This window comes from Leisingera coralii (assembly GCF_049056525.1).
Lineage (GTDB): Bacteria > Pseudomonadota > Alphaproteobacteria > Rhodobacterales > Rhodobacteraceae > Leisingera > Leisingera coralii.
In genome coordinates, this window is record NZ_JBHUPT010000023.1 from 49742 (window position 1) to 70602 (window position 20861).

General features: G+C 66.5%; 22 protein-coding genes. 9 read left to right on the forward strand and 13 right to left on the reverse strand.

The window, feature by feature from the left end:
- Nucleotides 1-173: 173 nt before the first annotated feature.
- The 4 genes from ACFMBG_RS09455 to metG form a co-directional block, all read right to left on the reverse strand.
- Entirely contained in the window at nucleotides 174-1442 is a 1269-nt protein-coding gene (locus ACFMBG_RS09455; RefSeq protein WP_421054452.1) for an imelysin family protein, read from the reverse strand.
- A gap of 26 nt (nucleotides 1443-1468) precedes the next feature.
- The gene (locus ACFMBG_RS09460; protein ID WP_421054453.1) at nucleotides 1469-1948 is read right to left on the reverse strand and encodes a hypothetical protein; all 480 of its coding nucleotides are present in this window, start codon (nucleotides 1946-1948) and stop codon (nucleotides 1469-1471) included.
- A gap of 10 nt (nucleotides 1949-1958) precedes the next feature.
- A complete protein-coding gene (gene hemP, locus ACFMBG_RS09465) occupies nucleotides 1959-2129 on the reverse strand; it encodes a hemin uptake protein HemP (protein ID WP_008554566.1) in 171 nt (56 codons plus the stop codon).
- A gap of 370 nt (nucleotides 2130-2499) precedes the next feature.
- Nucleotides 2500-4218 carry a methionine--tRNA ligase gene (gene metG / locus ACFMBG_RS09470; protein WP_421054454.1) on the reverse strand — a complete coding sequence of 573 codons (1719 nt, stop codon included), beginning with the start codon at nucleotides 4216-4218 and terminating at the stop codon, nucleotides 2500-2502.
- A gap of 234 nt (nucleotides 4219-4452) precedes the next feature.
- On the opposite strand from metG, the gene ACFMBG_RS09475 reads away from it, so the two are divergent.
- Together ACFMBG_RS09475 and ACFMBG_RS09480 are read left to right on the forward strand one after the other, a co-directional pair.
- Nucleotides 4453-5178 (forward strand): OB-fold-containig protein, encoded by a 726-nt coding sequence (locus tag ACFMBG_RS09475; RefSeq protein ID WP_421054455.1) that lies wholly within the window; start codon nucleotides 4453-4455, stop codon nucleotides 5176-5178.
- Nucleotides 5179-5276: 98 nt separating this feature from the next.
- Nucleotides 5277-7043, forward strand: coding sequence for a flotillin family protein (locus ACFMBG_RS09480; protein WP_421054456.1), 1767 nt, complete (start codon nucleotides 5277-5279; stop codon nucleotides 7041-7043).
- A 139-nt stretch (nucleotides 7044-7182) separates the two neighbouring features.
- Here the strand turns inward: ACFMBG_RS09480 and ACFMBG_RS09485 are convergent, their stop codons facing one another.
- From ACFMBG_RS09485 to ACFMBG_RS09515, 7 genes are all read right to left on the reverse strand, one after another.
- Nucleotides 7183-8406 (reverse strand): MFS transporter, encoded by a 1224-nt coding sequence (locus ACFMBG_RS09485; RefSeq protein WP_421054457.1) that lies wholly within the window; start codon nucleotides 8404-8406, stop codon nucleotides 7183-7185.
- 104 nt (nucleotides 8407-8510) lie between these two features.
- The gene (locus ACFMBG_RS09490; RefSeq protein WP_421054458.1) at nucleotides 8511-9131 is read right to left on the reverse strand and encodes a YceI family protein; all 621 of its coding nucleotides are present in this window, start codon (nucleotides 9129-9131) and stop codon (nucleotides 8511-8513) included.
- A gap of 207 nt (nucleotides 9132-9338) precedes the next feature.
- Nucleotides 9339-10106: an ImuA family protein gene (locus ACFMBG_RS09495; RefSeq protein ID WP_421054459.1), complete on the reverse strand. Its 768-nt coding sequence runs from the start codon at nucleotides 10104-10106 to the stop codon at nucleotides 9339-9341.
- 205 nt (nucleotides 10107-10311) lie between these two features.
- On the reverse strand, nucleotides 10312-10587 hold the full coding sequence (locus tag ACFMBG_RS09500) for a hypothetical protein (protein ID WP_421054460.1): 276 nt from the start codon (nucleotides 10585-10587) through the stop codon (nucleotides 10312-10314).
- Between the two features lie 96 nt (nucleotides 10588-10683).
- Nucleotides 10684-10926: a hypothetical protein gene (locus tag ACFMBG_RS09505; protein ID WP_421054461.1), complete on the reverse strand. Its 243-nt coding sequence runs from the start codon at nucleotides 10924-10926 to the stop codon at nucleotides 10684-10686.
- A 20-nt stretch (nucleotides 10927-10946) separates the two neighbouring features.
- Nucleotides 10947-11348, reverse strand: a complete 402-nt coding sequence (locus tag ACFMBG_RS09510; RefSeq protein ID WP_421054462.1) for a rhodanese-like domain-containing protein — start codon at nucleotides 11346-11348, stop codon at nucleotides 10947-10949.
- Between the two features lie 74 nt (nucleotides 11349-11422).
- Nucleotides 11423-11836, reverse strand: a complete 414-nt coding sequence (locus ACFMBG_RS09515) for a rhodanese-like domain-containing protein (protein ID WP_421054463.1) — start codon at nucleotides 11834-11836, stop codon at nucleotides 11423-11425.
- 175 nt (nucleotides 11837-12011) lie between these two features.
- Here ACFMBG_RS09515 and ACFMBG_RS09520 point away from each other — a divergent pair, with 175 nt between their 5' ends.
- The gene (locus tag ACFMBG_RS09520) at nucleotides 12012-13055 is read left to right on the forward strand and encodes an aldo/keto reductase (RefSeq protein ID WP_421054464.1); all 1044 of its coding nucleotides are present in this window, start codon (nucleotides 12012-12014) and stop codon (nucleotides 13053-13055) included.
- A 94-nt stretch (nucleotides 13056-13149) separates the two neighbouring features.
- Here ACFMBG_RS09520 and ACFMBG_RS09525 read toward each other — a convergent pair whose 3' ends face one another.
- On the reverse strand, nucleotides 13150-14133 hold the full coding sequence (locus tag ACFMBG_RS09525; RefSeq protein WP_421054465.1) for a GlxA family transcriptional regulator: 984 nt from the start codon (nucleotides 14131-14133) through the stop codon (nucleotides 13150-13152).
- A gap of 133 nt (nucleotides 14134-14266) precedes the next feature.
- Between ACFMBG_RS09525 and bcoG the strand changes: the two genes are divergently transcribed.
- The 3 genes from bcoG (at nucleotide 14267) to ACFMBG_RS09540 (ending at nucleotide 17595) form a co-directional block, all read left to right on the forward strand.
- Nucleotides 14267-15184 (forward strand): 3-dehydrocarnitine:acetyl-CoA trimethylamine transferase BcoG, encoded by a 918-nt coding sequence (gene bcoG / locus ACFMBG_RS09530; protein ID WP_421054466.1) that lies wholly within the window; start codon nucleotides 14267-14269, stop codon nucleotides 15182-15184.
- Between the two features lie 180 nt (nucleotides 15185-15364).
- Nucleotides 15365-16840 (forward strand): carnitine 3-dehydrogenase, encoded by a 1476-nt coding sequence (locus tag ACFMBG_RS09535; RefSeq protein ID WP_421054518.1) that lies wholly within the window; start codon nucleotides 15365-15367, stop codon nucleotides 16838-16840.
- Nucleotides 16837-17595, forward strand: coding sequence for an SDR family oxidoreductase (locus ACFMBG_RS09540; protein WP_421054467.1), 759 nt, complete (start codon nucleotides 16837-16839; stop codon nucleotides 17593-17595). Before ACFMBG_RS09535 ends, ACFMBG_RS09540 begins: the two co-directional genes overlap by 4 nt.
- A 165-nt stretch (nucleotides 17596-17760) precedes the next feature.
- Here the strand turns inward: ACFMBG_RS09540 and ACFMBG_RS09545 are convergent, their stop codons facing one another.
- A complete protein-coding gene (locus ACFMBG_RS09545) occupies nucleotides 17761-18621 on the reverse strand; it encodes a helix-turn-helix domain-containing protein (protein WP_421054468.1) in 861 nt (286 codons plus the stop codon).
- A 114-nt stretch (nucleotides 18622-18735) separates the two neighbouring features.
- Here ACFMBG_RS09545 and ACFMBG_RS09550 point away from each other — a divergent pair, with 114 nt between their 5' ends.
- The 3 genes from ACFMBG_RS09550 to ACFMBG_RS09560 are packed head-to-tail and all read left to right on the forward strand — an operon-like array spanning nucleotide 18736 to nucleotide 20770.
- Nucleotides 18736-18942 (forward strand): DUF2061 domain-containing protein, encoded by a 207-nt coding sequence (locus ACFMBG_RS09550; RefSeq protein WP_027236867.1) that lies wholly within the window; start codon nucleotides 18736-18738, stop codon nucleotides 18940-18942.
- Between the two features lie 16 nt (nucleotides 18943-18958).
- A complete protein-coding gene (locus ACFMBG_RS09555) occupies nucleotides 18959-19849 on the forward strand; it encodes a fatty acid desaturase (RefSeq protein WP_421054469.1) in 891 nt (296 codons plus the stop codon).
- Between the two features lie 18 nt (nucleotides 19850-19867).
- Nucleotides 19868-20770 carry an EamA family transporter gene (locus ACFMBG_RS09560; protein WP_421054470.1) on the forward strand — a complete coding sequence of 301 codons (903 nt, stop codon included), beginning with the start codon at nucleotides 19868-19870 and terminating at the stop codon, nucleotides 20768-20770.
- The last annotated feature ends 91 nt before the right edge of the window (nucleotides 20771-20861 follow it).

The window sequence follows — 20861 nt, forward strand, 5'->3', positions numbered from 1 at the left end:
GAGAAATCCCGGGCCAGGGGAGGGTTTGCGGACAGCAAGGCCGTGGCGCTGAGGGGCAGCGCTGCGGGCGTTTTGATTTTCATGGAGGGGCTATTCGAAGTGGGGGAGCCTCGCTGCAGTCCGCTGGCTGGCTCCCCCGGTTCTTCGGATCGTCTGATTATTTGGCTGAGGACTTAGTTGAAGACCGCAGAGGGGTTGTCGAGGCTGTCGGAGCCTTCGATGGCAACGCCGTCCAGGTCCAGCGTGGTCACGATGCGCTCGATCGAGCGGGTCTGGCCGATCAGCCCGTTCACGCCGCCCATCACCAGTGCTTCGCCGGCTTTGTTGCCTTGGGCCAGCATCTGGTCATAGGAGAAGCCAGCCTCAGCCGCGGTCTTGATGCGGCCAAGCGCCAGCATAGTGTCCGACAGCTTGCCGCGCATCTCGGCGTCCAGATCCGCGTCCTTGGCGGCCACCAGATCCGAAAGCGACGGACCGGAGACCAGCGCGCCGTTCACCCGGACATATTCGCCCAGATAGACGTTCTGCACGCCCAGCCCGTCGTAGTAGTGGCTGTTGTGGGTGTTGTCGGAGAAGCAGTCGTGCTCTTCCTCCGGGTCGTTCAGCATCAGGCCCAGACGCATCCGCTCCCCTGCCTGCTCGCCGTAGGACAGTGAGCCCATGCCGGTCAGTATCGCGGTGATGCCGGCGTTTTCATCGGCCAGCAGGGCGGTGCGGGCCTCGCCCTCGGCGCCCCATTGGGAAGCCATCCACTCCAGGTCGGAGATCAGCAGGTCGGTGGCGGCCTGCAGGTATTCGCCGCGGCGTTCGCAGTTGCCGCCGGTGCAGGTGTCGCCTGCCGCATAGTCGGTCCAGGGGCGGTCGCCCGCGCCGTGCTCCGTGCCCTTCAGATCCTGGCCCCAGAGCAGGAATTCGATGGCGTGGTAGCCGGTGGCGACGTTGGCTTCCACACCGTCGGCCTCATGCAGGGCGCCCTCCAGCAGTTCCGGGGTGATTTTGGCGGCGTCGACCGCCTTGCCCGACAGCTCGAAGCTGGGGGTGGCGATCACGTTCAGCGCCGCTAGGGTGTTTTCCTCGGCCGGCCCGCCATAGGAGGCGTCGACATAGTCGATCAGGCCCTCGTCCAGCGGCCAGGCGTTCACCTTGCCTTCCCAGTCGTCGACGATGGCGTTGCCGAAACGGAACACCTCGGACTGCTGGTAGGGAACGCGGGCAGCGATCCAGGCGGCGCGGGCGGCTTCCAGGGTTTCCGCCGACGGCTGTGCAACCAGCGCGTCCACGGCGGCCTTCAGCACCTGCGCGGTGGCGAGGCTGTCCTGATACTTGGCCTCGGCGATGTTGGCGTAGTTGGTCAGCACCGCGGATTTGTCAGCGGCCAGCGCGGCGGAGGCGCCAAAGGTCAGACCGGCCAGAGCCGTGCCTGCGAGAAACAGGGATTTCATGATATGCGTCCTTGGGTTTTGTGGCTTCAATGAAGGGTGGCAGCGGCTGGCCGTGCCGGTTGCGGCGGCGGCTGAACGCCCATGATCTGCTGCAGCAGCAGGCCGCAGTCAGAGGCGAGCCGGGTCAGCTCCTGCGCCTTGCGCGGGGTGACAATCAGCGAGGCGAGGATGTGCGCGTCGTCCTGCTGCCCCTCGGCGGCGGAGGCCAGCAGGTTGGCAAAACAGTTCTCATCCGCGCCGAGGCACTTGCAGGTCATGCCGTGGCGCACCAGCGGGCGGCGGCCGTGGGCGGCGCAGAAGTTGCAGAGATAGCCAAAGGCCTCGAACGCGGCTTCGGCCATTTCCGGGCCGAAGTTGACCTCAAAGTCGCGGCGCATCTGCTCGCGGGTCTCAGCGCCGGAAAACCAATGGCGCAGGTAGATCACCGCGCCGGCTTCAAGCGGCGGCAGATCGGACAGAGTGCCGACGGTGACGCCGCCGCGGGGCGTTGGGGTCTCGGGGCTCATCGCCGTCTGCTCACTTGGTCAGGATCAGCTTGCCTGCGCGGGTGATGCGCAGCGAATAGATCTGGCCGTTCAGCAGGATGCGGGCCTGCACGCCGCCGCGGGTCAGGTCCTCGGCGTGGTAGGTGGGGAAAACTTCGGTGGTTGCGGTGGTGGGCACCGGCTTGGAGGCAATCTGGTTCATGACTTTCGCCCATTGCTGAATTCCGCCCTGTCCAGAAGCCATTCCAGACAAAAGCCGGACAGAGCGCCGGACGACGCAAAGACCTGCGGCCACAGGTGGCGCATGTCCTCCGGTTCCAGCTCCTTGACTTGAGGGCCGCGGGGGCGGCTGTCTCCGTTCGGCATGGGGGCGATCTCGGTTGATGACACGTCACTCGGGCTCGCCTGATCCGAGTCAGGCTGGCTGGAATGCCGTATTCCTGAATTAATTGCTCAGGTATGTCAATCCGAGTTTTTTAGTAAGAATTAATTCTTGTGCAAACGCAACGGGATGGGCCCAACAGAAAGGGCCGCCCGGTGGGCGGCCCTCTGCAAATTCAGTTGTGGCAGCCTCAGCTGCGGGTGCCGGAGAAGCGTGCCTGCCAGTCTTCGCGCTGCTCGTCGGTGATCTTGGCGAACAGCACCTCCGGCACGGTGAAGCCGTGGCCCGCGGGCAGGGCGGAGAGCGCTGCCGCCACATCCTCGGGCCAGCTGCGGTCGTCAGAGTTCAGCGCCGCCATCAGCGTGTCGGTGGCGTGCGGGATGAAGGGCGCGGACAGCACTGCATAAAGGCGGATCAGGTTCAGGCCAAGACGCACCTGAGCGGCGGCGCGCTCGGGGTCTTCCTTGAACACCGACCAGGGGGCGGCGGACTGCAGGTATTCGTTGCCGGCAACCCAGATCGCCCGCAGCTCTTGCGCCGACTTTCGGACCTCCATCGCCTCCATGTGGCCCTCATAGGCGCGGATGCGGGTGGTCAGCTCGTCGATCAGCGCCGCTTCCTGCGCGCCGTATTCGCCGCCCTCGGGAACCTGCTCGCCGAACTTGGAGCGGCAGAACTTGGTGATGCGGCTGACAAAGTTGCCCAGCACGTCCGCCAGGTCCTTGTTCACCGACTGCTGGAAGTTCTCCCAGGTGAATTCGGAATCGCTGCTTTCCGGCGCGTGGGACAACAGCCACCAGCGCCAGTAATCGGCGGGCAGGATCTCCAGCGCCTGGTCCATGAACACGCCGCGGCCCTGCGAGGTGGAGAACTGGCCGCCGTCATAGTTCAGGTAGTTAAAGGATTTCAGGTGGTCGACCATCTTCCACGGCTCGCCGGAGCCAAGGATGGTGGCCGGGAACGACAGGGTGTGGAAGGGGACGTTGTCCTTGCCCATGAACTGGACGTATTTGACGTCCTCCGCGCCCTTGTCGGTGCGCCACCAGCGCTGCCAATCAGCATCCGTTTTGCCGTTGGCCTCGGCCCATTCGGCGGCGCAGGCGATGTATTCGATCGGCGCGTCGAACCAGACGTAGAAGACCTTACCTTCCATGCCCGGCCAGTCCTCGTCGCCTTTCTTAACCGGCACACCCCAGTCCAGGTCGCGGGTGATGCCGCGGTCCTGCAGGCCGTCGCCGTCATGCAGCCACTTCTTGGCGATCGAGGTGGTCAGGACCGGCCAGTCCTTCTTGGAGTCGATCCAGGCGTCCAGCTGGTCCTTCAGCTGCGACTGGCACAGGTACAGGTGCTTGGTCTCGCGCACTTCCAGATCGGTGGAGCCGGACACGGCGGAGCGCGGGTTGATCAGGTCGGTCGGGTCCAGCTGCTTGGTGCATTCCTCGCACTGGTCGCCGCGGGCGCGCTCATAGCCGCAGTTGGGGCAGGTGCCCTCGATATAACGGTCGGGCAGGAAGCGGCCGTCGGCATTGGAATAGACCTGTTTCTCGGTCACTTCGCGGATCAGGCCGGCCTCGGCCAGCTTGCCTGCGAAATGCTGGGTCAGCGCATGGTTCTGCGGGCTGGAGGAGCGGCCGAAGTGGTCGAACGACAGGGCAAAGCCCTTGGCGATCTCCGACTGGATGCCATGCATCTCGGCGCAGTATTCCGCAACCGGCTTGTCCGCCTTGGCGGCGGCCAGCTCAGCCGGGGTGCCGTGCTCGTCGGTGGCGCAGAGGAACATCACCTCATTGCCGCGTCCGCGCTGGAACCGGGCGTAAAGGTCGGCAGGCAGCTGCGAGCCCACCAGGTTGCCCAGATGCTTGATCCCGTTGATGTAGGGGATCGCCGAAGTGATCAGAATGCGTGCCATGCCATCCATCCAGGTAATGCGTCAAAGGCCCGTCTAGCCTATGCGGCGGGCGGCGGAAACCCCGCCTGCGGAATTCGGCAGAAATAAGGGGCGCAGGCACAGTTCGCGCTTGATCTGCAATCGGGGCTGACGCACTCAATGGTTGCGAAACTCTATTTGAAACCCTTGAAAGTTCACGAGGGCGTTACCATATCGACTGTATACCAATGCATACAATAATGAGGCATTTCATCGGTGTTTGACTTTCTGCTTGATGGCGCCTTTGCGCCGTTTTCCCTTGCGCTTGCCCTGCTGGGCGGTCTGGCGGTTCTGGAGCTGCTGGCGCTTCTGCTGGGCGGCAGCCTGATCGGCAGTGATGGCGACGCAGGGCTAGATGCGGCGGATGGTGCAGACATCGGCGGCTTCCCAGATGCCGCCGACCTGGGCGATCTGGGCGACGTTGATCTGGCGGATCTGGACGGTGCGGACACCGCGGACAGTGCCGGGGCGGCGGACGCTTCGGGCAGCCTGGCGTCCTGGCTGGGGCTGGGACGGATGCCGGCGCTGATCTGGCTGGCGGCTCTGCTGATGGGCTTTGGCCTGTCCGGCATCGGCTTGCAGATGGTGCTGAAGTCCTATCTGGGCTTTGCCGCGCCTGCCTGGATGCCGGGCCTGCCGGCGGGGGCCTTTGGCCTGTGGTTTGCGCGCGGCTTTGGCGGTGTGTTCGCCCGGCTGCTGCCGCAGACCGAGACCGAAGCGCTGTCGGAGCGCAGCCTGGGCCGCCGCCGCGGTGTGATCACCCAAGGCACCGCTGCGCAAGGCAGGCCGGCCGAGGTGCGGGTCACCGATGGTTATGGCAATGCCCATTACCTGCGCGCCGAGCCCTTTCAGGCGGGCGAGGAGCTGGCCCAGGGCACCGAAGTGCTGGTGATGCGCGACCGCCGCAAGGACCGGTACGTGCTGATCCCGCTGTCCGAGTGACCTGCCGGACTGACCCGTCCGAATGACCTGCCGGGCGGGCCTGCCCGGAAAACTGAAACCAATAAACTCTGACTTTTTTCTCCAAGGAGGTATTCCGCATGGAATTTCAATTCATGCTCATTGTCGTGGTGAGCGCTCTTGTTTTTCTTCTGGTCTTTGGCCTGGTTCTGGGCCGGCTTTACCGGCGGGCCACCCGCGAAATCAGCCTGGTCAAGACCGGGGCGGGCGGCAAGAAGGTGATCATGGACGGGGGCACGATCATCGTGCCGCTGCTGCATGAGGTAAGCCCGGTCAACATGAAGACCCTGCGCCTTGAGGTGAAGCGCGACGGCGACGCGGCGCTGATCACCCAGGACCGGATGCGGGTGGACGTGGGCGTCGAGTTCTATGTCTCGGTCATGGCGACCGCCGAGGGCATCGCCCGCGCCGCGCAGACCCTGGGCGACCGGACCTTTGACGTCGAGCAGCTGCGCGAGATGATCGAAGGCAAGCTGATTGACGGTTTGCGGGCGGTGGCCGCGCAGATGACCATGGACGGGCTGCACGAAAACCGTGCCGATTTTGTCCAGGAGGTGCAGAATGCGGTGTCCGAGGACCTGCTGAAAAACGGCCTGTCGCTGGAATCCGTCTCGCTGACCGCGCTGGACCAGACCCCGTTTGAGGCGCTGGACGAAAACAACGCCTTTAACGCCGTCGGTATGCGCAAGCTGGCCGAGGTGATTGCGGTCTCCAAGAAAGAACGCGCGCAGATCGACGCCGAGGCCGAAGTGGCCGTGCGCCGGGCTGCAATGGAGGCGGAACGCCAGCGTCTGGCCATCGAGCAGGACGAGGAGCAGGCCAAGATCGAGCAGGCCAAGCAGATCGAGACTATGAAGGCCGCGCAGGAGGCCGAGGTCGCCCAGCGGCGCGAGGACTCGATGCGTGAAACCGAACGGGCGCGGATTGCCCGGGAGGAAGCCATCCGCTCGGCCGAGATCACCCGCGAGGCCAAGATCCGCGATGCCGAGATCGCCAAGGAGCGCGCGGTCCGCGAGGCAGAAATCGCCAAGGAGCGCGAGCTGGAAGTGGCCGAGCAGGAGCGCCAGATCATCATCGCGCAGAAGTCCGAGGAAGAGAGCCGGGCGCGTGCCTCTGCCGACCTGGCACGGGCTGAGGCGACCAAGGCGACCGAAGCGGTGGCAACCGCCCGCGAAGTGGCCGAGGCCGAGCGTCAGAAGCAGATCACGCTGATCGAGGCCACCCGCGAGGCGGAGCGCCAGGCGACCGGCATCCGTCTGGCCGCCCAGGCCGAGAAGGAAGCCGCCGCCGACCGCGCCGAAGCGCGGCGTGAGGAGGCGCAGGCCGAGGCGGACGCGCTGAACATCCGCGCCGAGGCCAAGAAGAACGACATGCTGGCCGAAGCCGAGGGCAAGCGCGCAATTGTCGAGGCGGAGAATGCGCTGTCGGGCGAACTGATCCGGATGAAGATCGACATGGCCCGGATCGAGGCGATGCCTGCAATCATCACCGAGATGGTGAAGCCGGCCGAGAAGATCGACTCGATCAAGATCCACCAGGTGAGCGGCATCGGCGCCGGTGCGCCCTACAGCGCGGCGGGGGCCGGGGCTGGCGCGGACAAGCCGGTGGTGAACCAGGCGCTGGATTCGATCATGGGCATGGCGGTGCAGATGCCCGCGCTGAAGAAACTGGGCGAGGAGCTGGGGCTGTCGATGGAAAACGGCGTCAGCGGCGTCGCCAGCCAGGCGCTGGGCGTGGAGCCGGAGGCCGTGGAGCCGCAAGCGGCCGAAGCCATCGGCGCGCCGCGGCTGAACGGCGCCGCGGTGGAAGAGGCCGGCGAGGAAGAAACCGCAGCCGCGCAGAGCTGATTGCGGGTATCCCAAAAGCTAAAAAAGGGGGCGGCGTTTTCCGTCCCCTTTTTTCATGCGTAAACAAATCTTTAAACGGTCAGAAATGCTGCCGGAATGTTTCGCGCGCGAAACATTTGGACAGAGGTGCTGACCTGTTTTACCGCCGTTCGCGCGTCCGTTTCAGCAGGCGGCCGATGGTGAAAGAGGTGCGCGGCGCATAGACGTAGCTGGTGCGCTCTTCCGGGGTCGCCCGGACTTTCATCCGGCTGAGGCCGAACACGATCAGCAGCACATGGCCGCCGGCGACATAGGCAAACAGCGCGGGCGGACCGTAGGCATCGATCAGCGACGAGGAGACATAGGGCGAGGCGATGGCGCCAAGCGCATACCAGAACATCAGCGCCGCCGACAGCTCGACCCGCTCGGCGGAGGTAGCAAAGTCATTGGCGTGCGCGGCTGAGACCGAGAAGATCGGGAAGGTGGTGAAGCCGAAGAACCCCGCGGCCAGCATCACGCCGATTGTGCCGCTGCCGCTGGCTGCCATGGTGATGGCGCAGCTGAGGATGGCGGCCCCCGACAGCCAGATCAGCACCCAGCGGCGGTCGTATTTGTCGGCCAGCCAGCCCATCGGGTACTGCGCCAGCGCCCCGCCCAGCACGAAGGAGGCGAGGAAGAAGGCGATCTGATCGATGGCGAGGCCGACTTCCTGGCCGTAGACCGGGCCGACCATGCGGAAGGAGGCGGAACTGAGCGCGGCGACGATCACGCCCGCCACGCCCAGCGGCGAGCAGCGCCAGGCCAGTTTGGGGCGCAGGCGGGGGGCGTCGGGGGTTTCCGGCTGGTTGGCCTTGGTCAGGGTCAGCGGCAGCAGCGCCGCGCAGCACAGCAGCGCCAGCAGGTTGTAGGAGACATAGGCCGCGGGCGGCAGCACCGCGATGATCAGCTGCGCCGCCAGCGAGGCGCTCATATCGGCAATCCGGTAGGTGCCCATGGCCCGGCCGCGGTTCTCGTTGGTGACCTTGGCGTTGAGCCAGGCTTCGATCACCGTGTAACAGCCTGCCACGCAGAGGCCGGAGGCGATCCGCATCGCCGCCCAGGCATAGGGGTTGTTGGTCAGCGTATGCCCCAGCAGCCCCATGGCGCCCAGCGCGGTGCAGACTGCAAAGGCGCGGGCGTGGCCGACATTGCCCATCAGCCGCGGCGCCCACCAGCAGCCGATGAAGAAGCCGAAGAAATGGGCTGAGCCGAGCAGACCGATCTGCTCCTTGCTGAAATTCAGCGTCAGGCCGGAGATGGCATCGAGCGGGCCGACGCCTCCGGTCGACAGCTGCAGCAGGATGACGGAAAGGAACAGGGCGGCAAATGAGATGATCAGGCGCATAACGGCCCGACCATGACAGGCTGAGGCGGCATTGCCAGCCGGTTTCCGCCAAACCCGTGTCGTATTTTTGCGCGCCGGTGCTTTTCGGCACCCCGGCAGCGGGGTCAGCGGGCCTGCCGGATGCGGGCCCTGACCGCGAGGCTCACCCGGTCGGCGACCAGATTGGCGTATCCGGTGGCGCCAAAGGCCGCGCGGCTGAGATGGCCGGAAAGATGCACGTCCAGTTCCCGCAGGTCGTCCGGCGCGGTGCCGGGGCGGCGGTAGAGCGCGGCCTGCAGGGTGATCGGCCGGGTGGTGCCGCGCAGGGTGAGATCGCCGGTGATCTGCGCGCCGCCGGACAGCCGCCCGCCGGGCCCGAGGCGGATCCGGGTGGAGCGGAAGCGGATCTCCGGGAACCGGGCGGTGTCCAGAATGCCCGGGCTTTTCAGCGCTTCGGTGGCAAAGATCAGCCCGGTCCGGGCGCGCCGCGCGTCGAGGGTGATGTCGGCCTGGCTGCGGGCCAGGTTCTGCGGGTCGATGCGGATGCGGGCCGCGTGGACCGGCATCCGGCCCTGCTGGGGCTGGCCGTTGAGCAGGAAGATGAAGCGGACGTCGGTGGCCTCCGGGATCAGGCGGTACGGCAGCGGTGCTGCCATGAGCGCCTGCGGCGCCAGCAGCACGGCGCTGAGGGTGGCCAGCAGGCGGCGGCGCTGTATCCGGGCAGGCGGTCTCCGGGCTGTTTGCATGCGGCTTTCCCAATCCGTTTTGCGGGCTGCCGTCTGAGCTTATCCGGGTTTTCCGAAGGCGGGGGCTCACTTTCCCGCGTGCATCCGTGAAGGTCTTGGCCCTTTCGCAAAGCTGCGGCGGGCTCCCGCCAGGCGCCGGCTTTTTGGCAAAAGCCATTGCCTGTTGGGCCCGGCACCGGGCTGTGCCCGGTGCCGGGCCCAAAGCCGCTAAGGCGGTGCTGGCGCAGCCAGGGCCGCCTGCGGGTGCGGGAGGGCACTGGTCTGCTCATCGGCCTGGCCGTGGGGCAGAGCTTGGGGCAGGCCTTGGGCGGTCAGGGCAGGATCCGTGGCTGCCGGGGACGCCGGAACAGCCCGCAGCGCACCGCCGGCGGCGGCCTGGAGGACCAGCCAGCTGCAGGGCGGCAGGGTGCGGGCGCGCAGGCGCTGCAGGCTCCAGCAGCTTTGGCTGCCTGCGCTGTCATCACAGGCCAAGCGGTTATGGGCCGCGCGGTGGTGGGCGGGGGCCAGGTGCCAGCGGCTTTCGATGCCCTGGGCGCCGCCCTGGCCGGGCGTCAGCAGCAGGCCCAGCGGCGCCGGGCCGAAGCGCCCGCCGGCCTCCGCCGCCAGGTGCAGCCGCCGCACCGGGGTCATGGCGGGCGGCTCGGACAGTTCGGCCACCACCAGCGCCGCCGCGCCGCTGCGCAGGGCTTCCTCCATGGCCCAGAGCTGATCCTCTGTCCGGGCGGCCTGCACGAACAGGAAACGGGCGGGGCTGGCGCAGGCGGCCAGCCCGTCCGGGTTCAGCTGGCGGCCGCCCCGCGGCGGGGACAGCCACAGCACCGGTCCCGTGGCGGCGGCGGCGAGCCAGAGCGCAAAGCGGTGGCGGGCGGGGCCGCAGGCCTCATGCGTGCGGCCGTGTTCCAGGGCAATCCCCTCCATCAGGGGCAGTGCCGGGCGGGGGCTGTGGCGGCGGCGGTTGAGCAGGTGAGTCGGCATGGGGGAAATGTAGCATGTTCGCTATTTGTTCTCAATTGGCGGATCCGCGGGACAGAGGCTCTCCCGCCCGGACCCGCGCCTCCGCGGGAGGCGCTGTTCCGGTTGGGCCGGGCGCCGCGCGATGCGCGGCGCGGCAGCGCTTGCGGCAGGCCGGTTCAGACCCTGTCAGGCCGGGGCGAGCGCGTCTTCCTGCGTCTGGAAGAACTCAGTCCTTGCATGGGTCTCGATCCAGGGTTTGGGGCGCGCAGCGCTGCAGCAGGCTGAAGCGGAAATCCGGCAGCACCTCCGGCAGGGGCTGTTCAACGCTGTCAGCCGGGTGCGGGTCGTGATCGCCGTGAAGCGCGATCACCGGGCAGCGGATCCTGGCCGCGTCCCGCAACAGCGCGCCGGAGCGGCGCAGCGCCGCAGCCTCGGCCCGGACGCTTTCGAAAATCCTGCGGTCAAAGGAGGGGCGCGGAGGCCGCAGATCCGGCAGCAGCAAATACCCCCTCCGCCTTGTCCCGCAGCTGCACCGCGCGGGCCAGCCCTGTTGCCGTCTCCATGCCGGAGCCGCCAGCAGACAGGCCAGCCAGGCACCTCAGGAAAAGCTGATCAGAACCGCGGGGCCTGCGCAGGCCGCCTCCAGCTGGAGCCGCAATTCGGAGATTTGGCCGCCCACGGAGGCCCCGGACGGCCAGGGTTCCAGCACGTCATAGCCGCGCGCGGCCAGCTCTTGCGCCACCGGGGCTCCCCCGTCGGCGGCGCCCGGGCCGCAGTGCAGAACGGCAGCGGTGAACGGCGGGGCGCCGGGCCGCCGGGGGAAAGGCGCGGCGGGCTGCATTCTGCAACTCCTTGCGCAGCTCAGCCTTCGCGCGGCACCACCGGACCGCCTTGTTTGGCCCATTCGGTGAAGCCGCCCTCCAGATGCACCACCGGTTTCAGCCCCATCTCCATCGCTGCCTTGGCACTCAGTGCCGAGCGCCAGGCGCTGGCGCAATAGAACACATAGGTCTTGTCCTGGTTGAACACCGGCTTGTGATAGGGGCTGTCCGGGTCGATCCAGAACTCCAGCATCCCGCGGGGGCAGGAAAACGCGCCGGGGATCATGCCGCTGCGCTGCAGTTCGCGGATGTCGCGCAGGTCGATGAAGACGTAATTCTCGTCGAGCACCTTCTGCTTGGCGTCCTCCACGCTCATGGTGTCCACAAGGCTGTTTGCCTCGGCCAGCAGCGCCTTGACTCCCTTGGTGATGGTCTGCGGCATTCCGCGTTCTCCCGTTGTCTTACAGGAGACAGGCTGCAGAGTTTTGCGCCCGGGTGCAAGCCGCCGGGGGCTGCTCAATGCATCTGCTGCTCGTCAAACGCTGTAATGCCACCGCCGCCGGCGAGCCAGGCATCCATCCCGCCCTCCAGAAAGAAAACCTGCCGCAACCCCATATGCTTTGCGCTTTGGGCTGCCTGAGAGGCGTGCAAGCCATTGCCGCAGCAGAAAACAAAAACCTTCCTATTGGCAGGGGCGGAGCCGCTGATGGGGCTATCGGGATCGATCCACAGATCCATGAGCCCATGGGGGCAGGGAAAAGCCCCGGGAATGAGACCCGTTCTTTTCATTTCCCACGTCATGCGCAGGTCAACAAAGACAGCGCCGCCGCGGGCATGGACCCTGCGTGCTTCTGCGGGCGACAACCGCGGCAGCGGCGCCTCTGCTTCAATGGCGGGACCACCGCCGTTTTCAAACACTGTAATCGTCATAAGCCACCTCTTGTTTTGCAATTTGCGGCAAATTTGAGTGTATCACATTTGAGGCGAATCATTCTCAGGTTGTTTTTGAATGGTTAATGCCGGTCCGCCGGCAGGACGCAGCGGCTTGCACTTGCTGTCCTGCTGGTTAGGGTCGCAGGCAAATCCGCAGCAGGGGGCAAGTGATATGAAAATGAACCCGTTGGGCCGCACCGGCATCGAGGTCTCCGAACTCTGCCTGGGCACGATGACCTTTGGCACCCAGACGCCGGAGGCGGAAGCCCATGCGCAGATCGGCATGGCGCTGGCCGCAGGCGTGAACTTTGTCGACACCGCCGAGATGTACCCGGTGAACCCGGTCAGTGCAGAGACAATCGGCAACAGCGAACGCATCATCGGCAACTGGAACGCCAGCACCGGGCGGCGCGGCGATTACATCCTGGCGACCAAGCACTCGGGCGAGGGGATGCGGCATGTGCGGGACGGGGCGCCGATTTCGTCGAAGACCATTGCGCCCACCATCGAGGCGTCGCTGAAGCGGCTGCAAACAGACTATATCGACCTCTACCAGTTCCACTGGCCGAACCGGGGCAGCTACATGTTCCGGCAGAACTGGAGCTATGACCCCTCGGGCCAGAACCGCGAGGAGGTGCTGGCCAATATGGAGGACTGCCTGGAGGCGCTGCAGCGCGAGGTGGAGCGCGGCACGATCCGCGCCTTTGGCCTGTCGAACGAAAGCGCCTGGGGCACCGCGCAGTGGCTGCGGATCGCGGAAGAGCGCGGCTGGCCGCGGGTGGCCTCGATCCAGAACGAATACTCGCTGGTCTGCCGGATGTTTGACACCGACCTGGCGGAACTGAGCGTGAACGAGGATGTGGGCCTGATGGCGTTCTCACCGCTGGGCACCGGGCTTCTGACCGGCAAGTATCAGGACGGGGCGGTGCCGGAGGGGTCGCGCAAGTCGATCAATCCTGAGCTGGGCGGGCGCCACTCGCCGCGGGTCTATGATGCGGTGGCGGCCTATCTGGAGATCGCCAAGCGGCACGGGCTGGATCCGGTGCATATGGCGCTGGCCTGGTGCCGGACGCGGCCGTTCATGGCCTCGGCGATTTTTGGTGCGACGCATCTGCCGCAGCTGGAGCATCTGCTGAAGTCGGTGGAGGTGGAACTGAGCCAGGAGGTGCTGGACGAGATCAACGCCGCCCACCGGATGCACCCGATGCCCTATTGACGCGAGCGGAGGAGGGGGCGCTGCCCCCTCTTGCGCTTGAGGCGCAATTCACCCCCGGGATATTTTCAGCCAGATGAATGGGATCCCGCCGGGGTCAATGCGCGGTGGGGCGCGCCTGTTCCTGGCGCAGGTCGCGGGCGGAGGTGCCGTGGGCGGTGCGGAAGGCGCGGGCGAAGCTCGATTGCGAGGTGAAGCCGGTGGCCATCGCCACCTCCATCAGCGGCATGTTGGTGTCGGTGACCAGGCGGCGGGCCTCGGCCAGGCGCAGCTGCAGGTAGTGGTCCTGCGGCGTCGTGTTCAGGCGCAGGCGGAACTGCTGCTGCAGGCTGCGCGGGCTGGTGCCCAGCGTCTCGGCAATGGCGCTGAGCGGCAGCGGCTCGTCCAGCGCCGCCTCCATCAGCGCGTTGGCCTTGGCGGTCAGCGCATTGTGCTTGTGGCCGCCCAGCCGGCTTTGCGGGCGCGGCGCGGCGGCGGGGCCGTCGTAGAGGAACAGCCCGGCCACCCGGGCCGCAAAACCCGCCCCGTGGCGGGCGCCGATGATATGCAGCATCATCTCGATCGCAGGAGTGGCGCCGCCGGAGGTCAGGCGGGACTCAGAAACCGTGAAGCGGTCGTTGCGGGCGTCCACCTCCGGGAAGCGGGCGGCGAAGTTCTCCAGGTCTTCCCAGTGGGTGGTGGCGGGGTGTCCGTCCAGCAGCCCGGCCTCGGCCATCAGCCAGGGTCCGCCGTCGATGCCCGCAATCGTGGCGCCGGTGGCGGCAATGCGGCGCAGGCCTGCCAGCAGGCTGGGGGTGGCGTGGCGCGCGAGCTGGAAGCCGGCCACAACGATCAGCAGCTCGCAGCCCTCAAGCCTGGCCAAGGGAATGCTGGGCACGGTGAGGCCGCTGGTCAGCATCGGCGGTTCCGCCGTGGCGCTGACGTAATCCCAGTCGAAGGCCGCGCGGCCCGCCAGCCGGTTGGCGGCGCGCATCGGGTCCACGGCGGCCGCAAAGGACAGCGTGTTGCATTCATCCAGGACCAGCAGCGCGGTTTTCAGCGGCCGGTTCTCGGGCTGCAGAATGTTTTTTGCGGATTTCATCAACTTCGATTCGCCTGGTGTAAACTGTGCCGCAAAAGGCTGCGGCAGAGTCGCTGTCAGCGCAAATCAGAATCTGGGGAGGAGCCTGGGGATAACCTGAGGCAAAACCCTGTACATCGAAGGGAAAAGCAAAATGCCACTGGAAATGAACCGGGACGTCTTCATCACCTGTGCCGTGACCGGCTCTGGCGGCACCCAGGACCGCAGCCCGCATGTGCCGCGTTCGCCCAAGCAGATCGCCGACAGCGCCATCGCCGCGGCCAAGGCCGGGGCGGCCATCGTGCACTGCCATGTGCGCGATCCGGAGACCGGGGTGCCGTCGCGCCGGCTGGATCTCTACCGCGAGGTGACCGACCGGATCCGCGATGCCGATGTCGATGTGGTGCTGAACCTGACCGCGGGCATGGGCGGCGATATCGTCTTTGGCGGGGTTGAGAGCCCGTTTCCGGTAAATGAGGCCGGCACCGATATGATTGGCGCCACAGAGCGGGTTGCGCATATTGCCGAATGCCTGCCGGAAATCTGCACCCTGGACTGCGGCACCATGAACTTTGCCGAGGCCGATTACGTGATGACCAACACCCCCGGCGCGCTGCGGGCGATGGGGCAGATGATGACCGATCTGGGCGTGAAACCGGAGATCGAGGCGTTCGACACCGGCCACCTGTGGTTTGCCAAGCAACTGGTAAAAGAGGGAATTCTGGACAGTCCGGCGCTGGTGCAGCTGTGCATGGGGGTGCCGTGGGGCGCGCCGGATGACCTCAACACCTTCATGGCGATGGTCAACAACGTGCCGGATGACTGGACCTTCTCGGCCTTCTCGCTGGGGCGCAACCAGATGGCCTATGCCTCGGCGGCGGTGCTGGCGGGCGGCAATGTGCGGGTCGGGCTGGAGGACAACCTGTGGCTCGACAAGGGCGTGCTGGCCGAGAACTGGCAGCTGGTCGAGCGCGCCGGCACCATCGTGTCGAACATGGGTGCACGGGTGATCGGGCCGCAGGAAGTGCGCGAGAAGCTGGGGCTGACCAAGCGCGCTCCGGCGGCGAAGTAAGCGGAAAGGCGGGGGTGCGATGCGTGCACCCCCTGTACACCCCCTGTGCACCCCCTGTGCACCGGGTAGCGTAACATAGGGCCGCGGCCGGCCCTGGGTGGGCGTGCAAGCGCCCTCCCGTGGGGAGGGCCGGGCGCGGCCCGTGCTGCGCACGAGCCAGTAGAATTTCCGAAAGGACAGATCATGAAAACAGCAGCAATCATCGGCGGCGGGGTTATCGGCGGCGGCTGGGCCGCGCGGTTCCTCCTGAATGGCTGGAACGTGCGGGTGTTCGACCCGGACCCGGACGCGGAACGCAAGATCGGCGAGGTGCTGGGCAATGCGCGCCGCTCCTTGCCGGGCCTTGGCAATGTGGCGCTGCCTGCAGAAGGGCAGCTGTCGTTCCATGAGACCATTGCGGAGGCCGTGGACGGCGCCGAATGGGTGCAGGAAAGCGTGCCGGAGCGCCTGGACCTGAAGCAGAAGGTCTATGCCGAGCTGCAGGCCTATTGTGCGCCGGATGCGGTGATCGGCTCCTCCACCTCCGGCTTCAAGCCGTCGCAGCTGCAGGACGGGCGGGAGAACCCGGGGCAGATCGTGGTGACGCATCCGTTCAACCCGGTCTACCTGCTGCCGCTGGTGGAGCTGGTCACCACGGAGGCCAACCCGGCCGGTGTCATCGACCGGGCCAGGGAGATCATCAGTGCCATCGGCATGTACCCGCTGCACCTCAAGAAGGAAATCGACGCCCATGTGGCCGACCGTTTCCTGGAGGCAGTCTGGCGCGAGGCGCTGTGGCTGGTTAAGGACGGCATCGCCACCACCGAGGAGATCGATAACGCGATCCGCTACGGCTTTGGCATCCGCTGGGCGCAGATGGGGCTGTTCGACACCTACCGGGTGGCGGGCGGCGAGGCGGGGATGCGCCACTTCATGGCGCAGTTCGGGCCTTGCCTGTCCTGGCCCTGGACCAAGCTGATGGATGTGCCGGAATTCACCGACGCGCTGGTCGACCTGATTGCAGGCCAGTCGGACGCGCAGTCGGGTCATCTGGATATCCGCGAGATGGAGCGGATCCGCGACGACAACCTGGTCGGCATGATGCGGGCGCTGGGCAACAACGACTGGGGCGCGGGTGCACTGCAGAATGCCCATGACAAGGGCCGCGAGGGAGAAGCCGGGCTGGTGCGATCGGTGGATGACCTGGAGGATCTGAGCCAGCCGGTGCTGACCCAGAGCCGCGTGGTGCCGCTCGATTGGACCGACTACAACGGCCACATGACCGAGAGCCGGTATCTGGATGCCTTTGCGCAATCCACTGACCGGCTGATGATGATCATCGGCTGCGACGCGGACTATATCGCCAATGGCGGCAGCTATTTCACCGCCGAGACCCATATCCGCCACATCGACGAGGTGAATGCGGGCGATCCGATCCAGGTGCGGACCCGGGTGATCATGGGTGCGGGCAAGAAGATGCACCTGTGGCACGAGATGTATTCGGGCGGCCGGCTGCTGGCGACCGGCGAGCATATGCTGCTGCATGTGGACCTGAAGACCCGCCGCTCGGCGCCGCCTGCGCCGCATATCGAGGCCAATCTGGTCAAGCTGGCCGAGGCCCATGCGGCGCTGCCGGCACCGGAAGGGCTGGGCCGTGCAATTGGAGCACCGCGATGAGCCGGGTTCTGATCACCGCCGGCGGCTCCGGCATCGGGCGGGCGATGGCCGAGGGCTTTGCCGCCGCCGGCCATCAGGTCTGGGTCACGGATGTCAGCGCCGTGGCGCTGGCGGATGTGCCGGAGGGCTGGCGCACCACGGCGGTGGATGCCACCGACGAGGCCGGGGTCAAGGCGCTGTTTGCGGAGATCGCCGGGGTCTGGGGCGGGCTGGATGTGCTGTGTGCCAATGCGGGCATCGCCGGGCCGACCGCGCTGATCGAGGACATTGCGCTGGAGGATTGGCGCAAATGCGTGAGCGTCAACCTGGAAGGCTGCTTTCTGGCCGCGAAATACGCGGCGCCGGTGATGAAGGCGGCCAAGAGCGGCTCGATCATCGTGACGTCTTCGACGGCGGGGCAGTACGGCTATCCGAACCGGGCGCCTTATGCTTCGGCGAAGTGGGCGGTGATCGGGCTGATGAAGACGCTGGCGATGGAGCTGGGCCCCTTTGGCATCCGCGCCAATGCGATCTGTCCCGGTGCGGTGGAAGGGCCGCGGATGGAAGGGGTGCTGGAGCGCGAGGCGGCGGCCAAGGGCATGACCCGGGACGAGGTCTATGCGGGTTATGCCGCTGGCACCTCGATGGGCAGCTTTGTCGAGGCCCGCGACATTGCCAATATGGCGGTGTTCCTGGGCTCCGACGGGGCGCGGCTGGTGTCGGGGCAGGTGATTGCCGTCGACGGCCATACGGTGAACCCGGACCCGAAAGTGTAAAGCGGGCTGCGAGGGAACAGGGGGGCGCCTGGCGGGGCGCTTTCCTGTCCCGCGTGTGCCACGGCCCGCAGACGGGCAACGTTTCCCGGCGCGGGAAACGTCCCGGAAAACACGTGTTTTCCGAGCCGGAATTATCGCATAATTCCGGCGCCCCTGCCGGGGCGTTCAGGAAATTGCGGCCCGCAATGCCCGCAGCCGCCCCGGCAATTGCCGCGCGGTGATGTCGGCCTCGCGCACAAGATTGTCGAAATGGCTGGTGAAGGTGGTGATCCGCTCCTTGTCGCGGAAGGCGAGGTAGTGGGTGCCGGCGTAGAACACGCATAGGAGCGGCCCGAAGATGGTGATCGGGGAGGAATAGAGCCGCTTGGCGTCAAACAGGTAGATGCGCAGGCGCGGGTAGAGCTGCTCGCAGAGGCGTTCGAACTGGGTGAGCTGCTCCAGCCGGATCTCCAGCGGCAGGCCCTCGTAATAGCCCACCGCATGCGCGAAGCTGTCGAGCTCGTAGAGCGGCATGGCGATTTCATAGTCCGACGGTGACTGGCGCATCCAGGTGAGGCGGTCCTCCGACGCGCCGATGGCCTGATCGGCGGTGCGGCCCAGGTGGGGGGAATATTCCCACTCCAGCAGTGCCCTGGTTTTCAGCATGTCGGGCAGGGCGGCCGGCACGTGGCGGATCTTGTAGCCGAGCGCCTCCTGATGCCATTCGAAGATCCGCTCATCGACCAGGGCGCGGGGGGCCTCGGTGAGGGTGAGGCTGGAGGCCAGCAGCTCCGCGGCGCTTTCGGGGCGGTCGGAGAGGCTCAGGAGCCAGTCGGCGGAGACCCCGAGCGCACCGGCGCAGGCGCCGACCACGTGGGCGTTGGGCAGCCGCGCGCCCTCATCCGTCAGCAGCTGCGAGATGGTGGAGCGGTCGACCCCGACGGCGCGGGCCAGCGCGCTTTGGCTCAGGCCGCTGTCGCGCAGCGCCCGGTTCAATCTTTGCCGGAACTGCTCTGCCCGCACCCGTTTGTCGATATTTTCTATCATCTGTTGTGAATTATCACGTTCGGTGGATTTTGTTAACTGCATTCGGAATTCTGCACAGCTTCCTGCTGCGGTACTTTGAAAACAAGCACTTATCCAAGAATAGCAGGAGGCGATATGGAAACGCGCAAGCGCTCCATTGTGAAGGCGGTGATTTGGAACGTTCTCGGGCTGGTCTCGATGACGCTGGTGGGTCTTGCGGCCACCGGCTCGGTCAAGGCGGGCGGGGTGATGGCGCTGATCAATACCGGCATCGGCTTTACCGTCTACCTGGTCTACGAGCGGGTCTGGGCGCAGATCAGCTGGGGGCGGCGCCATGTCTGAGAGCTGCCGCGGATATATGCCCCGCAGCGTTGAATGGGGCACCCTGGGGCTGATCCTGGCCTGTTACGGCGGCTGGCTGGCGGCGCTGTGGCTGCTGCCCGGTGTCAGCCTGGGGCTGACGGTGCTGGCGCTGGGCGTGATGGCGGCGCTGCATTCCTCGCTGACCCATGAGGCGCTGCACGGGCATCCGTTCCGCAGCCGCTGGCTCAATGAGGCGCTGATGTTCTTTCCGCTGAGCCTGGCGGTCCCCTATGGCCGGTTCCGCGACACCCATCTGGCGCATCACGAGGATGAGGCGCTGACCGACCCCTATGATGATCCGGAGAGCAATTTCCAGGATCCGGCGGTCTGGGCGCGGCTGCCCGGCTGGCGCAAGGCGCTCTTGCGGGTGAACAACACCCTGCTGGGGCGGGTGGTGCTGGGGCCGCTGGTGGGGCAGGTCTGCTTCATGGCGGGCGACTGGCGGCTGGCGCGCCGGGGGCAGCCGGGCATTGTCCGTGACTGGGCGCTGCACGGGGTTGGCCTGGCGGTGGTGATCTGGGTGGTGTCGCAGGCGCCGGCGCCGCTGTGGGCAGCGGTTGCCGGGGCCTATCTGGGCCTGGCGCTGTTGAAGATCCGCACCTTCCTGGAACACCGCGCGCATGAGACCGCCCGCGGCCGCACCGTGGTGATCGAGGACAAGGGGCCGCTGGCCTTCCTGTTCCTGAACAACAACCTGCATATCGTGCATCACATGCATCCGGGGGTGCCCTGGTATGCGCTGCCGCGGTTGTACCAGGCCCGCAAGGCAGAGTTCCTGGCGGCCAATGACGGCTATATCTACCGCAACTACCTGCAGATTTTCCGCAACTACCTGCTGCGGGCCAAGGACCCGGTGCCGCATCCGCTCTGGCAGCAGGGGGAATAAAGCCGCATAAGCGGGGGCATGTTTGCCTGGATCCCCGTTTCCATTGCCGCTGCCTCATTTCAGACCGTGCGCTTCATGCTGCAGAAGGTCCTCAGCAGCGTGACGCTGACGCCGGGCGGAGCCACCTTCGCCCGGTTTTTCTATTCCGCGCCGTTCATCCTGGCGGGGCTGGCGCTGTATCTGGCGGTGTCCGGGCGGCCGCTGCCGGCGCTGCCGCCTGCGTTCTGGATCTATGCCGCCATCGGCGGCACAGCGCAGATCCTGGCCACGGTCTGTGTGGTGGCGCTGTTCAAGCAGCGCAATTTTGCGGTGGGGATCACCTTCAAGAAGACCGAAGTGATCCAGACCGCCATCGTCGGGCTGGCGGTGCTGGGCGATCCGGTCAGCTATGGCGGCTGGGTGGCGATCCTGATCGGGCTGGCGGCGGTGCTGGTCCTGTCCCGGGCGCCGGATGCGGAGGGCGCCTGGTGGCGGCACCTGACAAACCGCGCGGCGCAGCTGGGGCTGGGGTCGGGGGTGCTGTTTGCCTTCTCGGCCGTCAGCTACCGCGGCGCGTCGCTGCAGCTGGCTGAGCTGGAGCCTGCGTTCCGCGCGGCGGTGACGCTGGCGGCGGTGGTCAGCTTGCAGACGTTGTTCATGGGCGCGTGGCTGGGCCTGCGCGACAAGGGTGAGATCGCCCGGGTCTGGGCGGCGCGCAAAGTGGCGGTCTGGGTGGGGCTGACCAGCATGGGCGGCTCGTTCTGCTGGTTCTGGGCCTTCACGCTGCAAAACGCCGCCTATGTGAAGGCGGTGGGGCAGGTGGAGCTGCTGCTGTCGCTGATGGCCTCGGTGCTGTTCTTCAAGGAGAAGGTCACACCCCGCGAGCTGGCGGGCATGGTGCTGCTGATCGTGTCGATCCTGGTGCTGGTCCTGGCGATCTGACCGGCATCGCCTGCGGCAGGGCGGCCGGAATTATGCGATAATTCCGGCTCGGAAAACACGTGTTTTCCGGGACGTTTTCCGCGCCGGAAAA